The sequence below is a fragment of the Rouxiella badensis genome (genome assembly GCF_026967515.2).
GTDB classification, from domain to species: domain Bacteria; phylum Pseudomonadota; class Gammaproteobacteria; order Enterobacterales; family Enterobacteriaceae; genus Rouxiella; species Rouxiella badensis.
On sequence record NZ_CP114062.1, the window covers coordinates 1,664,501 to 1,680,911 of the forward strand.

Consider the following 16,411-nt stretch of genomic DNA (forward strand, 5'->3'; position numbering starts at 1 on the left):
TGAACCCAGGGAACCTATTATGAAAATTCTTCCTGAACATCAGGATATTGCCCAGTTTATTCAGGCATTCCGTCTTGAACTGCATCGTTTTCCCGAGCTCTCGAATCAGGAGTTCGAAACTACCGCACGCATCAAGGCAGCGCTGAACGAACAGCAGATTCGCATTCTCGACCTGCCGCTGGCCACCGGGCTGGTGGCCGAACTGGGTGACCCTCACTCTCCGCATCTGGTCGTACTGCGCTCAGACATTGACGCGCTGCCGATAGATGAACAGTCGGGCGTCGATTACGTGTCGCAAAACCCAGGCGTTATGCACGCGTGCGGACACGATTTTCACGCCTCGGCGGCGCTGGGCGCGGCCATTTTGCTGAAAAAAATCGAGCATCAACTGCCGGGACGCGTGCGCGTGCTGTTCCAGGCGGCCGAAGAAGTCTTTGAAGGGGCACCTGCGCTGCTGGCTACCGGTGCACTCAATGACGCGGCGGTTATTTTCGGCATCCATAACGACCCCACGTTACCGGTTGGCGTGCTCGGCAGCAAAGCCGGTGCCTTAACCGCAGGCGTTGACCGCTTTGATATATCCATTGCCGGAACCGGCAGTCACGCCGCGCGCCCGCACGATGGCAAGGATCCGATTATTATTCTGGGACAGGTCATTGGCGCGGTACAGACTCTGCTGAGCCGCAATGTGCCGTCCGACCACAACGCCGTCGTGTCGATAACGCAGGTACACAGCGGCTCGACCTGGAACGTTATCCCTGACAGTGCGTTTCTCGAAGGCACCGTGCGCACCTTTAATCAGCAGACTCGCGAACTGATTGAGCGCCGTCTGCGCCAACTGCTAAAGGGCATCGGCGACGCCTTCGATGCGAAAATCACCCTCAATTGGCTGGCGGGTCCGCCTTCGGTGGTCAATGACGCAGGATGGGTCGATTTCGCCCTTGAACAAGCGCCAGCCGCCGGATTCGAGGCCCGCGTGGTCGAGGCGAGTCCTATCGGTGAAGACTTCGCATTCTATCAACAGCAGATCCCCGGCGCGTTCGTTATGGTAGGCTCCGGTGGCCCTTACGCCCTGCATCATCCTGCCTTCCGCGTGGACGATAAAGCGCTGTTCCCGACCGCAGACTACCTGCACCGTCTGGCGGTGAGCGCGCTGGAAAAACTGCAATGAGCCTCACGCAGCGTCTCGCCGAGCTCATCGTGAGTTCAGCGCCCTCACCGCAGGCGCGTGAGCAGGCCCGCGGCGGTTTGCTTGACTTCGTTTCTGTCGCACTGCCGATTGTTCAAGGCGATATTGCGGATACGCCCTTAACTCAGCTGCGGGCCGTCTATCGCAACCAAGACGCCCAGACACGCGCATTACTGCTCGGCTACGCCGGGCACGCGCTCGACTTCGACGATTTTCACCCTGATTTTCGCGGTCATCCGACGACGGTTATCCTGCCTGCGCTGTTTGCGCTAATGCCTGAAAAGCCCGACATCAGCGGTGACGCTTTTCTCGACGCCTACGTGATTGGCGTCGAGGTTGCCGGTCGACTGGGGCTGGCGGCGGGTCCTCAGCATTACAAGGCCGGACACCACAGCACCGCCACGCTCGGCACCCTTGCCGCAGCGGCAGCGAGCGCAAGGCTGCTCAATGCCAACGTTGCGCAAACGGCCAATATTCTTGGCATCGCCACCACTCGGGCCAGCGGGCTGCGCGCGCAGTTTGGCTCGGCGGTCAAGCCTCTGCACGCGGGTTTCGCTGCCGAATCGGCGGTTATCGCCACCCGTCTGGCATTCGCCGGTCTACAGGGACAGGCCGACAAGGTGCTCGATGCCTTCCTCACCAGCGGCGGCGGCGGTCAGGAAAGCCCGGAGAAATTAGTGGCGGGCTGGGGGGCTCCCTGGCGCATCGTCTCGCCGGGACTGGAGTTCAAGCCTTATCCGACCTGTGCGGGCACCCACAGCGCTGCCGATGCGGCCTTTACGCTGCGGGCCGAATGGCTGCAAGAAGGCCGACCGCTGGATACGCTCATCGCCGACATTGTGCGTATTGAAGTGGCCTTCCCGCCCGGTGGTGATATTGCGGCCTCGGTTCGCGTACCGCACAGCGGTATTGAGGCCCGTTTCAGTCTGGAATATGTGATTGCGGCGACGCTATTACACAATCGCCTGAGTCTGGCGGATTTCGGCGAAGGCCCTGTCGACGACGAGATAGCGGCGTTGGCGGCTAAAGTGCAGCGTTGCCCCGACGTTTCGGCACCACCGGACGAAATCGATCCTACCCAACGCTTTCACGAAGTGACATTGTCACTAAAAAACGGCGAGAAACGCACCTGCCGCGTGACGCGTCAGCAAAGTGTGGCTCAGGGGGTCAACGGGCGATTCAAGCTGCAAAGCTGTCTGTCTTCAGCGACGCCAAAAGAGTGGGATGAGATTGAAAGTCTGTGCCAGCTGGCAACGCCAGCCGCCCTGCCCGTGTTGGCAAAACGGCTGACTCTCTTTGCCTCTAAAACGTCTTAACGAGTCAGTATTACCGGCGGCTCAAAGGCCTTCACGGCAGGAGCCGTCCCTTGATAACGCGCCACGTTTACCGTAGTTATCTGCCCACAGCATCCCTGCGCCAACGACGAGGTGCCGACGTCCAGCGTCAACACGTTCGGATTACCATGACGACACGTTGGGCGAGCGGCCTGCGGATCCACCGGGTCATACCATGCGCCGGTAGGCAGCTGCACCACGCCCGGTCTGATTCCCTCGCTGATGTCCACGCTGGCGAGCGCCGTACCGCGCACGTTGCTTATAGCCACTGTATCGCCGACTTGAATCCCCCTGACGCGCGCATCCTGTGGGTGCATCAGGCACACCTCACGCCCGTCGCGCTTCAGGCTCACGCTGTGATGACCATAATCGAGCTGGCTGTGCAGCTTAGTGGCAGGCTGATTAGCAATCAGGAAAAGAGGATGCTCGTCGTCCGGTTTTTGCGTCGGCTCGAGCCATACCGGATGTCCCGGGCAGTCGGCGTCGTTAAAATCAGCAATGGTCTGGGAAAATATCTCTATCTTGCCGCTCGGCGTCGGCAGCGGATGTTTGTCAGGGTCGAGGCGCAGGTTACGCAACAGCCGTCCCCCGTCTTTCAACTGCGGTAACGGGATCTGGCCGATTTCCCAGAAGGTGGAGAAGTCCGGTACGCTGATGTGCTGCTGCTCGCACTTTTCCTGCATCTGCTGATACAAATGCTCCAGCCACTGACGCGCGGTGCGCCCCTCGGTAAACGCCTCTTCGCGCCCTAATCGCTTTGCCAGCTCGGCAAAAATAGAATAGTCATCTTTCGCCTCGCCGAAAGGCCTGGCAACCGACTGCATGGCGATGAGATGGCGGTCGGTCGGTGCACCGCCTACGTCTTCACGTTCGAGCGTCATGGTGGCTGGCAGCACGATATCGGCATGGCGCGCGGTGGCGGTCCAGGCAATCTCGTGGACTATCAGCGTATCCAGCTGATTAAACGCCTGCCGTAGACGAGCCAGACTCTGATGGTGATGGAAGGGATTGCCCCCCGCCCACCAGGCAAGTTTTATCTCGGGATAACGCAGCGTCTGGCCGTTATAGCGAAATTCCTGCCCCGGATTAAGCAGCATGTCAGCGATGCGCGCCACCGGGATAAAGTCCTTCACGCCGTTTTTCCCCTGCGGCAGCGCCGGGAAAGAAACCCGATTGTGGTGCTTACCGTAATGGCCCAGCGCGCCGAGCGCATAGCCATAACCGCCGCCCGGCAGCCCCGGCTGGCCGAGAGCGGCAGACAGCACCAGCCCCAGCCACACCGGTTGCTCGCCGTGCTCGGCGCGTTGCAGCGCGTGCGCCACGGAGACCATCACCCTCTTGCCTGCCAGCTCGACGGCCAATTTTTCAATACGCTCGGCGTCGATGCCGCAAATCTCGGCGGCCCACGACGCGTCGCGCACCAGGCCGTCTTCTTTCCCCTGAAGGTAGGCAACCAGCTTGTCCCAGCCGACGCAGTAACGCGCCAGAAAATCTTCATCGGTCAAAGCGTTGGCTTTTAATACAGACAACAGGCCGAGGATCAGCGCCGCGTCGGTACCGGGTCGAATCGGCAGCCATTCGGCGTCTGCTTCGTCCGGCATATCGCTCTGTAGTGGGCTGACAGAGATAAATTTTGTGCCGCGCTGCGCCGCCTTGTGAATAAAGCCGCGCTCGGTGTGTTCACTCAGTCCGCCGCTGGCGACCTGCGAATTTTTCAGCGCCAGACCGCCAAATGACAGCAGCAGCTCGGTGTGTTCTGAGATTTCTTCCCAGCTTACGCCGCGACGAGCAATTTCATTCATGTCACCGACGATGTGCGGCAAAATCACCGACGCCGCGCCCGAACTGTAGCTGTTGACCGAGCGAACGTAGCCACCGAGGGTGGTATTGAGAAAGCGGTGCACCTGACTCTGGGCGTGGTGGAAGCGCCCTGCGCTAGACCAGCCGTAAGAGCCACCAAATACGGCGGCGGGACCGTGGGCGCGTGCGACGCGAGAAAGCTCACCGGCAGCCAGCGCGTAGGCCTCCTCCCAACTGATAGCAATATATTCATCGGAACCCCGGCGCTCGTCGGGACCTGGGCCATTTTCCAGCCAGCCACGGCGCACCATCGGCGTGGCGATGCGCACTTTATGGTTCAGCGCATTTTCAAAGTTTTTCAGGATTGGGCTGGGGTCGGGATCGCCTGCGAACGGCGTGATCACCAGTTTATCGTCTTGAACGACGGCGGTAAAAGCTCCCCAATGGGAGCTGTGAGTCGTGGATTTTGCGGTCATTCGGCCCTCTAGAGCACCGTCGATAAGAAATTACGCACGCGGATATTTTCCCTGTCATCGAGCACGGCCTGCGTCGGCCCCGCGGCGACGATTTTTCCCTCTTCCATAAAGACGATATTATCCGCAACCTCACGGGCAAAGCCGACCTCATGGGTGACGATGACCATGGTAATGCCCGAATGTGCCAGCTTTTTGATAACCAGCAACACTTCGCCGACCAGCTCAGGGTCGAGCGCCGAGGTCGGTTCGTCAAACAGCATCACGCCGGGGTCCATCGCCAGCGCACGAGCAATCGCTACCCGCTGCTGCTGCCCCCCTGAAAGCTCGGAGGGCCACGCGTCTTCACGCGATGCCAGCCCGACCTGCTGCAACAGTGAACGTGCCTTGAGCACCGCCTGCTGACGGCTCTGCTTTTTAACTCGCATCGGCGCATCAATGATATTTTGCAGCACGGTGCGGTGAGGGAACAGATTAAACTGCTGGAATACCATGCCAATCTCGGCGCGCTGCGCCGCGGCCTGTTTGCTGTTCAACTCGTACAGCGCACTGCCTTTCTGGTGATACCCCACCAGCTGTTCACCGACGCGAATCGTGCCACCGTCAAGTTTCTCAAGGTGGTTGATGCAGCGCAACAGCGTGGATTTCCCCGATCCAGACGGGCCTAAAATCACCGTCACCGAACCGGCGGCGATGTCGAGATTGATACCGTGCAAAATGGTGTTGCCGCCAAAGCGCTTGGTAATATTGCGGAGTTCGATAGCCTCAGCCATTGTTGCCAACCCTCTCTTTGTTCACCGCCAGAGCAGGCGTCTTGCGTTTAATCCAGGCACGTTTTTCTTTGCGCACGGTACCGCGGCCGAAATAGCGCTCAACGTAAAATTGGCCGACCGACAGCACGGAGGTCATCGCCAGATACCAGATAGTGGCCACCAGCAGGAGCGGAATCACTTCATAGGTTCGTTGATAAATAATCTGCGCGGAGTACAGCACGTCCTGGAGGGCAATCACCGAGACCACTGCGGTGGTTTTAAGCTGACCGATCACTTCATTACCCGCCGGAGGCAGAATGGCGCGCATCGCCTGCGGCAACACGGTGTGACGGAAAATCTGCGCCGGACGGTAGCCCAATGCTCTCGCGGCCTCAAGCTGCCCTTGACTGACGCTCTGAATACCGGCACGCACAATTTCGGCCGCATAGGCAGACTGATGCATCACCAGCGCTATCACCGCCGCACTGAAAGGACTGATCAGCGAGTTGGCGTTAGCGCTCCACAGCTCACCGACGAAAGGCAGAGACAGCGTAATTTTTGGATAAAGCGCGGCAACGTTGTACCACAGGAACAGCTGCACCAGCATCGGTACACCGCGAAAGAACCAGGTGTAACCCCAGCTCACCGCGGAAAGCACCGGGTTCGACGACAGACGCATCAGCGCCAGCACCGTGCCCCCCGCGAAGCCAAGCACCACGGAAATTACCGTGAGCTGAAGCGTCATCAACACGCCCTGAAGAATTGACGCTTCGGTCAGATTTTCAGCAATAATCTTCCATTCAAAGCGCGGGTTATTGATAACCGAGTTTGCTACTGCCAGTAAAATGAGCAATACGATGAAGGCGCTGATCCAGCGCCCATAGTATTTTTTACCGATAATACGCAGCTCGTCCTGCGATTCTGGCGTTGCCTTTTGCATTAAAAAATCTCTTCGTTGCGTTTTGCTTCTTTCATCGCGCCGTAGCCGATGTTCCACTTATCGAGGATCTTCTGGTAGCTACCGTCCTTGATAAGTGAGTTCAACGCGGCCTGCACGGCGTCTTCCAGCGGAGAACCTTTAGGAAATGCAATAGAAACCGGGGCGTCGTTAACCGTAATCTGTCCGCTCATGGTGAGCACCGGGACCTTGCTGACCTGATACGTCAGGCCTTCGTAAGGACCAAAGAACATCGCCACACGACCGCTGACCACCGCTTGCACACCCGCCGGACGATCCGGGAAGGTCGCAATCGTGATGCCAGGTTTGCCGTCGGCGACACATTTCTGGGTAGCCTCCTGCAGGCGCAGCAGCTGTGTGGTCCCTGCACCGGCACCGACCTGCTTGCCGCAGACGTCCTGCAGTGAAGTAAACGGGGCAATGTTTTCGTCTTTACGCGAGATAATGCCGAGACGCGATGCATCGAAATAGCCGATGAAATCAACCTGACTCAGACGTGCCTTGGTAGCGTTGATGTTGGACAGCGCAACGTCGTAACGGCCGGACTTCAGGCCGGGAATAATATTGTCGAAACCGCCGGTATCGCGCCACTGCACCGCCACGCCGAGCCTTTCGGCGATTGCACTCATCACGTCAATCTCGCGGCCAGCCAGCGTTTTATTGTCGGCCATATAAAAGGTGGTTGGCGGAGTATTGGGGTTAGTGCCTGCAACGATGTAGCCGCGCTTAAGAATGTCTTCAGGCAGCTTACTTTTTAAGGCGCTATCGGCGGAAACGTGGAGAGAACTAGAGAAAGGCACGTTCTGATCGGCAGCCCAAACGCTCTGCGCGCTTGCCGCAATCACGAGAGGAAGCAGCAATTTTTTTAATAACTTCATTTTTAAACCTTTTTCCCGGTGAAAATTAAAATAGATCAATATTATTTATTTTCAGGAGTCGGCCTAAGCCTTACAACTGCTTAAATTAGATAAGTAAATCCAATTTTGTGCTAAAGAAATGCGATTTTTGAGAAAGGGAAATGAGGTCAGGGAATGACTTACGACGGTATCAGGCGGCAGAGATCCTTTCTCCGCCGCCCGTCGTAGAGTCAACATTCTTGTAGACTCAAACTTTTTATTCTAAGCGTCCGCTGCGCTGGGTTAGCGGAACGGCGGCTCGTCGAAGGTGCGCAGTTTACGGGAATGCAGTTTGTCCCCTTCGGCGCGCAGCAGGTCTATCGCTCGAATCCCGATTTGCAGGTGTTCGGAGATAGCTCCCTCATAGAAGTGGTTCGCCTGCCCCGGCAGCTTAATCTCGCCGTGCAGCGGTTTATCAGAAACGCACAACAGCGTGCCGTAAGGAACGCGGAAGCGATAACCCTGGGCGGCAATGGTGGCGCTCTCCATATCCACGGCCACCGCACGACTTAGGCTAAAACGACGCGCCGACGCCGAGAAACGCAGCTCCCAGTTGCGGTCATCGGTGGTGACGACGGTGCCGGTACGCAAGCGCTGTTTGACCTCTTCACCCGGCATGTTGCTGACCAGCTTGGTGGCGTCATACAGCGCGCGCTGCACCTCGGCAATGCTTGGGATCGGGATATCCGGTGGCAACACCGCATCGAGCACGTGGTCGTCGCGCAGATAAGCATGGGCAAGCACGTAGTCGCCAATGCTCTGGCTTTCACGCAGTCCGCCACAGTGGCCAATCATCAACCAGGCGTGTGGGCGCAGTACCGCAAGATGGTCACAGATGGTTTTAGCGTTGGAAGGCCCCACTCCGATGTTCACCAGCGTGATCCCCTGCCCGTTTTCAGCAATCAGGTGATAGGCCGGCATCTGGTGTTTCTTCCACGCCAAATCGGAGGCGGTGCGCGACGGATCGCTGTCTTCCTCGGTGATGTAGTTGCCTCCGGCACAGGACAGCGCTTTGTAAGGCGAGGTTGGGTCCAGAATCTGCTCGCATGACCAGCTGACGAACTCGTCCACATAGCGAGTGTAGTTAGTGAACAACACGTAAGGCTGGAAATGCTCGGGCGGCGTGCCCGTGTAGTGTTTCAGGCGCGCCAGCGAGAAGTCGGTGCGGAGCGCATCAAAGTGTGAGAGTGGGAAGCTGTCGGTTCCGCTCGGGACACCGTCGGTGATGTCGTCACCAATTTTAGCCAGATCGGTGGTCGGGAAATTCAGCGCCAGACCGGCCGTCATCGAGCGGTCCAGCACCAGGTCAGAACCGTCAATCACGAACGGGTAAGGCATCTCCTGCTCTGACGCACTGACAATAAAGGATGCGCCGTAGTCTTTTTCGAGAATCGAAAGCTGGCTGAGCAAATACCCCCTAAACAGCTCGGGGCGGGCAATGGTGGTCACGTAACGGCCCGGATGCGCGAAACGTCCGTAGGCGCGCGTGCGGAACTGAGTTTGTGAACTGCCGTCCCAGCTGACCTCGATCTGCGGGTAGGCAAAGAGTCCGTTTGCGCGAGCCGCCGCGTCTGGCAAAGTCCCGTTATCGATATATTGGCTGATGGCGGCGCGCAGCGCCGACAGGGAGGCCTCAAACAGCGACTCAAGGCGAGCGATAGCCTCCGAGGCGTTGAGATAAATTGTAGAGGGTTGATTATCCATAATAACTCCTGAGCGCGATTGCCATTTTTTCTCATTTAACATCATATATTGCATGACCTCAATCTAAGATGTTAAATAGCCACGATTGTTTAGGTACTTTGAGCAAGCAGGTCAATTAATTGCTGAACCTGCAATTCATTGACCATAATGTGCTCAGCCTGCATATGGCTTGCGGCCAGCGCTGGAGCAACACCGCGTTTTTCAGACAGGCCAATAGCCAAACTAAGATCGCCATGTTTAACCAAAAACTCACTAACCTTAACGTTCTGACTTTCCATATATCGGATTAGTTTTACTGGTAAAGTCCCTACGCCAGCTTTACCGTTCGCTATATTATTTTTTATTTGCAACAGCAGTCTGTGGGCGTCATCGTTATTCTTCAGCACCTCGGATTTGTTATTGTTCTCGAGTATATCAATAAGCATCTCCAGCAGTTCCTTATCAACTAATTTGCCCGCGGTTGGCGACCTTACCCCACGCAATGCCAGAATGCTGTTAATGTCGACATCACTTCCTTGCACAACCCTGATAACATTGCGCGGCAGCTGTATTTGGTCATACTCTCCCATTGAAGCTGCATGGGTTTCAAGCCAGCTCTGTGCCTCGGCAACGTGACTAACAGCGGGTTCAAGCATGCTTTTAAGACGCTGGATATCTGCAAGTTTGACAGAATATTCTCCTGGTTTACTGCCAACGGTTTCACCAAGGGGGGTGAGAAAAAGAGTAAAGTCCGGTATTTTTGTGCTTAAGAAATCGATTAAATTTTGAGGCAACCTTCTCGAGCCCAGCCGATCCCCGACCTGCATCATATTTTTTTCCATACTTTCGAGAAAATAATATGCATCCTCTTTTGTAGATATACCTTCAGCCATCAATAGAGTGTATAAATGTATTAAATCGCTTTTAGACAACCGCGCAGTGGGCGCTTCGACGTTGCCTGATGCCAGTGAGTCAGCACCTTGAGTACACGTATTGAGAAAATCCTTTATGGGCTGAAATTGTTCTAGAAAGAATTGGAGCCTCGCTGGCAGCGCAGTCTTAATATCGTTCCTTGCCTCGTTAATCATGGGAAGCAGCTTTGGCTCTAAATGATTTTGCAGAGCTCGAATAATATTTGGTGGATATTTTATTGTGACACCTTCACCCTTTAATTTTATTTTGTCTGCAATCCATTTTTCAGCCTGAGGCATTGTGCTGATATCTCTCGTTTGTTTTAAATCGGTGGTTATCTCTCTTTTAGCTATCGACTCCGGCGTTTCTTCAATGCCTGCATGGCTGACCGGAATGCGTTTATTCAGCAATTTCTCCATCACGTTGGCCACAGCATCAACGTCTCCACCGTCGCTGATCGCACCGACGATAGCGTCACGGGGTATCACGCCCGGTATGGGCTGCCCTTCAACGTAACCGGGAATTTTCAACTTATCAAGCACTAGCACAACGGGAATATTCAGTGTCGATATATCCACCGTGTCGCCTAATTTAGCCTTTATTGCGCTATATCGGGCATTCATCGCGCGGTCTGCTTCACTCCAGGTGCCATTAGCCACCTTCTCCCGCGCCCGCGTATAGTTAAGATGTTTAGCCGTAAAGGTTGCAGACTCTGCGGCTTCATTGACCTGAGTATGGCCATAAGCATGGAGCTTGTCTTTCGGGGTACGGTTGCCAATAGTTCGCACTCTGTAGCCCATGATATTGACATTGGTGCTTTCCCCCTCCTGCACCATCGAATTCAGTGAGACACCTACCACCAGGGTGCCCGACGGGGTATTTTTATAACGTATACCGCTGCCCAGCCTATCAACATTAGCCGATATTTCGGCAAGTGAATAAGGTTGTTCCGCCGTACTGCCGAGTGCACTTTTCCATGCCGCCGCTCCCTTGTTTACGCTGCGATTAGCAGCCCAGCTAATGATCACCCCTTCCACTCCGCTTCGCATCCGTGCCTTATTGTCCCAGTATTGCAGCGCTGAAGCGTCGATTTTCCTTTCACCTCCGCGTCGAGAGCCTGACCGATGGGAAACAGCATCGTTAGGCATTGAACTACGACGACCAAAATGGGTTAAGGACTCATCAAGCTGCTGCGCTCTATACCAGTCGGGGCGATGGCTGATTTCTGTAAATGACGAGGCGTGCCTGGCAGCATAAGGAGGGGTGCTCGAGAAGGTCTGATCCAGCATGCTGAAATTTTTATGCCAGTCGATTTGTACCGCGTTATCGGTAAATTCCATGTCCGCGATATAATTTTTATTGAAATTATTGGCGTCGAACGCCTTGGCAGCCTCTTTTTCACCGAAGGTGGTGCCTGGTGTATCAGTCGTGCTGATTGTCCTGCTTTTGAAGTAAATGTATTGGTCTTCTGTTCCGGGTTTTGACACTTTAACGATCAACGCAGGCTGGGTTGAGGCATTTTCACGGACCGCGTGCACATAGCCGACGTCAACGTTATACCCCAGCTTTCGGGCTTCAAAGGCGAGGGTCCGGTAATTGGATTCATTCTCGAGAGCATTCTCTCGCTTGCCGAATCGGGCTTTGAAGACCTCCGTTTTAGCGTCAAACTCAGTATTCAAGGTGGTTTTAAGGTCGGAAATATCCAACGGCGTGGTGGGAAGATCGTCGACATCATCGATAAACTTGAAATCGTTATAGCCTGAATCGCCCGAACTGCTGGCATGACTCACTCTCTCTGAACTGTTGCCAGTGCCAGAGCTCCTGGAACCGCTGGCAATACCCGAATCCGTGGTGCCGTTTAGGCTCCTTGTCCCCGAGGAAACAGAGCTGGTTGAAAGAGTTGATCCAGAATCCGAAAAATGACTGTCTGCCTTTTTGATTTTCGAGTCGATGAAATTTTCCATTCTGGTTTTAAGCTCAGCGGGCAATTGGTCAACGGTAATATTCATCTTTCCAGCGAGGAGGGATAACGAACGGCTCAGCAATTCACCGGCAGCTTGCCCACCCGCCTCTGATATTATCCCCACAGCAGCATCAATCATCGCATTGCGGGCTTCTTCCTGCCTGTCAGCCATGGCGGCCTGAAGCAGTTTCGGCACCACGCCGGTGGCAAGTGTCAATGACCAGCTTGCCGATGCCGTCCCAAGAAATGCCAGCGCTTTACCTGATAGCGTGACAGCAACGCCGCTTGCACCGCCGGTAAACGGCATGGCAAACAGGGCCGCAGCAGTCCCCAGAGTACCGATAGCGTTAACAATATCGTCACCCAGAATTTCATTATCGGACTTCATCAGGTAGTCGGCATCTTGCTGGGCGTGGTGAATTTTTAAGTTAAGTAGCGCGCTGGCATACCCCTTACTTGAAGTCAATGTGGTAAGTCTGGGAGGGGGATTAATGTTAACGGGTATAGGTGCCGGTCCCCCGATCATAATCCGCATTTTTGATTTTGGGATAATTTTTTTTGGGGACGGTAACAGGCCGCTAGCATCAACCACCACATCCTTTGCTCTCATGAAATCATCCCGTTTTAATCCTTTTTTCACCTGCTTGAAGAACTCATCTCCTGTTGCCTTATCTTTAAACTTTAGCCCCGCCGTGCTCCATTGCGCCTCAAAACCTTGCCCACTGGTCAGAGAGAGATATAAAACCTCACCGCCAGGTTTCTTGATACAGGCCATGTCGGTGACGTATTTGCCGTCAAGCTCGAGCAACTCAACCTCACCGCGGCTAATTTGCTCCAGTACCTCATTTTTGCTTAAAGCGCTACGGCCTACCGAGTTGTCGAAATGAGTATTGACGATGCTTCTCATTCTTGAAACTATATATTTTTCTGAAAGATCTTTTATTTCCGGACGTTGATAAAACCTTTTTAACTCATCAATATAAGCCTTTTGCACATCTTCATTTTTGAGAATATGCACAGCTCTTTGCATCCCATCTTTTTCAGCTTCAAATTTCAACTCATTCCCTAAACTGGCATAGTCCTTACGCGCATAGGTCTTAAAGGCATAATCCAGCAGACTAATGGTTTCCAGAAGTTTAGGCCGTTGCTGATGCCTTTCGTCTGCCAATCTGTCGGAGGCGGCTGAAAACGGGATGCTATAGACCTTAACTTTAGTATCCCAATCGATAGTTCGTTGATACCCCGCGTTACGCAGCTTGTCCTCGAGGTGGTTTTTCGCCCACAGCAGCGGGCTGTCGAGGCGGTTTTGCTGATAAAGAGGATTTTTGTCCAGCAGCGCCTCATCCAGGCTAGCTTTGACGTTTAAGTCATCCTGTTGCATTCCCCCGGCAGTGCCCGTCGAGCGTTTGCCGCGCGTAAGCACATTCTCCTGAAGCGCTTCACGCTCAGAGGCAATGCGTTCACTGCGGGTCGCCGCCAGCGGGGCTTTCGGCGCCGGTACCTTACCTGCCGACAGCCTGTTCTGCGTGGCGATTGCTACCGCAGAGACTGAGGCGAAGGAGCTGTCCGTGCCGAACCGCTTTACCGCACTGGCAAGGAACTGCATTCGGTCCTTCTGATACAGCCCGAAACCGGCCAACGGCGCGGCAAGCGCCAGGCTAGCTCCGGCCGGGAGCAGGCCGGTGACAAGGCGGGCAACGGCATTAGGAATTTCACGTTCCAGATAGGTTTTAATCGCGGCATCAGCCGAGCCCTGCCCCGGCAAAAGACAATTTTTCAGGGCTCTCACCCCTAAGCCAATCGTGACAGGCGCTAACAGCGCCTTAATATAGCCCATTCGCGGCATCAGCAACTGCCTGTTAGGATGAAAGGAAATCATCCGATTCAGCGTCACGTCACCCAGTCCCACCGCCGCAGTGACCACCGCGTAAACCCCACGTGAACTGATTTTTTTGCCACCCCACTTGACCAGGTACCGATCAAAGGTGTCGCTTTTCGCCAGCAGTTGTTGTTGATCGGGCGGCAGTGACATGTTCCCATTAAACGCATCGTTTATCGCTAGTGCCACTCTTTCTTGCAGGAACCTGCCTTCGGGGTCGCTGACTTTCGCAAAATTCTTTTCAGCAACGTCTTTGAAAATTTTCGTCATCGCCATTTTGATGACCGCAGGGTCGGCATTGGGGTGCTCACTGGCGAAGGCTTCCAGCTGATCCTTGCTCCACATGCCGACCCCTTTCGCCAGGCGGCCATCGCGAGAATGACGGTGTATGTTCTCACCAAGGTGGTTTTTAGCCGCCTTTTTAATCTTCGCATTAATGGCTTCAATTGTTTCTTTTACCTCAGACAAGGTCTTTAACTGAGTCTTGATATCGCCATTTTCAGACGTCTTCGTCGCCCCCTTTAACAGGGTCGCAGCATCAACCAGTTCTAATGATGCCAAAAGCAAGACCTGTGACAGTTGACGGATCTGTTTATCCTCACCTTGACTGCGCGGCAGATCGAGACTTTCTAGCCCCTTTCGAAGGGTGCTCACCAGCGTCGTTTCTATTTGAGTGGCAACGCGGTGGGCCGACTCCGCAGCCTGCCTATAGGCGTCCAGCGCCTGGGATTTTTCCTGCGCGCGATTAACCCGCTTGATATGTGAGGGATTAATCTCTTCAAGCAGCGTTTTTGCTACCGCCTCAAGTGCCTTCTCTATATCACCAACCGGCCCTGCCTTGGGTTCCTCAATGTGAGGTGATTTTTTGCTGGCCGACGCATAGGTTTCCGCAGCCGACTGCAACCCGTCGACGGCGTCGAGAAACTTCTGTGCATCGGCCAAAAGCGTGACCGGGGGCGCCTTAAATTGGCAGACTACGGGTTTCGCTATATCTCCACGCAGCATCTTGATGAGTCCGATCCCCTGTAACTCCGCGTTGCTCGGCCCTGTGGCCACGCGTTTTGGGATGACAACGCGACCTATGGGCTGCTCGACAACCCGTTTATCGTCAACCATAGAGTCCAGTACCCTAACTCCGCGTAGCGCAGAAGCCTGAAGGTTATCTATCTGGTGTTGAGCAGCAGCTTTAACATTCTGTAGCTTTTTTTGAACATAATTTGGGAACTTCTCTATCTGTTTCAGGCTAAATTTTTCTAAACCCGTCTGCACCACGGTATTAGCCTTATGCAGGAAACTCTCAGGCGTGGCGACCCTGGTTAATTCGGCGGCAATCGCCTTCAGCTCGTCAGCCGCATTACCGATGTGGCCAGCAATGAAGATATGCGGTGCCAGCTTTCCAAATTGCTGACGGATCTCCTTGGGTTCGGTGTTAAATAAGTTACCCGGCATGGTTTTGGTATACGCATCTGCAGCCTTGGCCGCTGTCTTTATCCCTTTGGCAGTTTCCTTCAGCACCGCCATCATTGACCGCGTGTGGTTATCGAGCGACTGACGTTTCACCGTATTCACCAGCGCTTTCAGTTCCGGTGAGGCCTTCTCCAGCAACGTCTTTTCCACCTCGCGCCTGAGTTGGTCCAGCGCCGCGTCTGACGCGGTCGCCTTACCCTCACCCAGCATTAAATCTACTGCCCCTTCAACCAACGTGGCCACCTGTGCCTTGTCGATCTTCGCCGCGTTTTCAGGGTCCTGGAGCCTGGCAGCCAGTTCAATGGCGTCAACGGTTTTGACCAGGGCGGTCACGATCGCGTTTAGCTGGTTGACCGACTGGCTGGTCCTATGCGCTTCAATAACGTCGGATTGCCTGGTTAGCACCTGCGGAGAATCCTGCACCTCCCGAAGTAAATTCTGCGTCACCTCCTGCAATTTCTTTAGGGTGTATTGATACTGAGGCGGCATTGTCTTTTGCAGCGCGTCGAGGTCCGCCGGAAGGCGGTTCAAAACATCCAGGACCAACGTCGGTTTCTCCGGGCTATGGCCTTTTTTATGAAACATTTTGAAGGCAGGGAGTTCGTCGGTCATTGTTTCACTGAACTTCGCAGTCGCCTGAGTAAACGTCGACAGTGTGTTCGCCCATTTATCGGGGTGAGTGGCGAGTTCGCCTTTGATAAGCCTTAGAAAATCTGCCGTTTCAACCGGCGTCGGGTTAGCAGGTTCTTCCAGCAGGGCACTGAGCAGGCTGTGCTTATCCGCCGTCTCATCAGCGGTCACGTTGACATCTTTTTTGAGTTTAAAAACGGTGTCCTTTAAGGCTCGTAGGAAATCCTCATCGTTAACAACCAGAACAAGCAGTTCGCACACGCTTTTATCACCCTGCCAGTTTCCGTCATTGCTGATTTTCTCCACCAGGCTGTCAAGGTTGGCTCGCTCTTCCTTTGAAATAAAAATTCCCGCCTCTTTCGCTTTCATCGGGCTGGAGCATTTGGCCTGGCTCTCAGGATCGAGAGACGAAGGAGGGAGATGGGTTGAAGATAGATTAACGAGGGGCGCCATACGATTACCTGATGAATAGTTA

At 54.6% G+C, this 16,411-nt stretch carries 8 protein-coding genes; 2 read left to right on the forward strand and 6 right to left on the reverse strand.

Annotated elements, in window-relative coordinates:
* Window positions 1–19: 19 nt before the first annotated feature.
* Together O1V65_RS07820 and O1V65_RS07825 are read left to right on the forward strand one after the other, a co-directional pair.
* A complete protein-coding gene (locus O1V65_RS07820) occupies window positions 20–1,171 on the forward strand; it encodes an amidohydrolase (protein ID WP_165429503.1) in 1,152 nt (383 codons plus the stop codon).
* A complete protein-coding gene (locus tag O1V65_RS07825) occupies window positions 1,168–2,505 on the forward strand; it encodes an MmgE/PrpD family protein (protein WP_165429502.1) in 1,338 nt (445 codons plus the stop codon). The genes O1V65_RS07820 and O1V65_RS07825 overlap by 4 nt, the downstream gene beginning before the upstream one ends.
* Here the strand turns inward: O1V65_RS07825 and O1V65_RS07830 are convergent.
* From O1V65_RS07830 to O1V65_RS07855, 6 genes are all read right to left on the reverse strand, one after another.
* A complete protein-coding gene (locus O1V65_RS07830; protein WP_227989576.1) occupies window positions 2,502–4,799 on the reverse strand; it encodes a molybdopterin-dependent oxidoreductase in 2,298 nt (765 codons plus the stop codon). The genes O1V65_RS07825 and O1V65_RS07830 overlap by 4 nt on opposite strands.
* An 8-nt stretch (window positions 4,800–4,807) precedes the next feature.
* Window positions 4,808–5,569 (reverse strand): amino acid ABC transporter ATP-binding protein, encoded by a 762-nt coding sequence (locus O1V65_RS07835; RefSeq protein WP_084912555.1) that lies wholly within the window; start codon window positions 5,567–5,569, stop codon window positions 4,808–4,810.
* Complete coding sequence (locus O1V65_RS07840) at window positions 5,562–6,488, reverse strand: amino acid ABC transporter permease (protein WP_269130389.1); 927 nt, start codon at window positions 6,486–6,488, stop codon at window positions 5,562–5,564. The genes O1V65_RS07835 and O1V65_RS07840 overlap by 8 nt, the downstream gene beginning before the upstream one ends.
* Window positions 6,488–7,384 carry an ABC transporter substrate-binding protein gene (locus tag O1V65_RS07845; protein ID WP_227977460.1) on the reverse strand — a complete coding sequence of 299 codons (897 nt, stop codon included), beginning with the start codon at window positions 7,382–7,384 and terminating at the stop codon, window positions 6,488–6,490. The genes O1V65_RS07840 and O1V65_RS07845 overlap by 1 nt, the downstream gene beginning before the upstream one ends.
* 261 nt (window positions 7,385–7,645) lie before the next feature.
* A complete protein-coding gene (locus O1V65_RS07850; protein ID WP_017490840.1) occupies window positions 7,646–9,106 on the reverse strand; it encodes an AMP nucleosidase in 1,461 nt (486 codons plus the stop codon).
* 89 nt (window positions 9,107–9,195) lie between these two features.
* Window positions 9,196–16,389 carry a hypothetical protein gene (locus tag O1V65_RS07855; protein WP_269130390.1) on the reverse strand — a complete coding sequence of 2,398 codons (7,194 nt, stop codon included), beginning with the start codon at window positions 16,387–16,389 and terminating at the stop codon, window positions 9,196–9,198.
* Window positions 16,390–16,411: the final 22 nt, after the last annotated feature.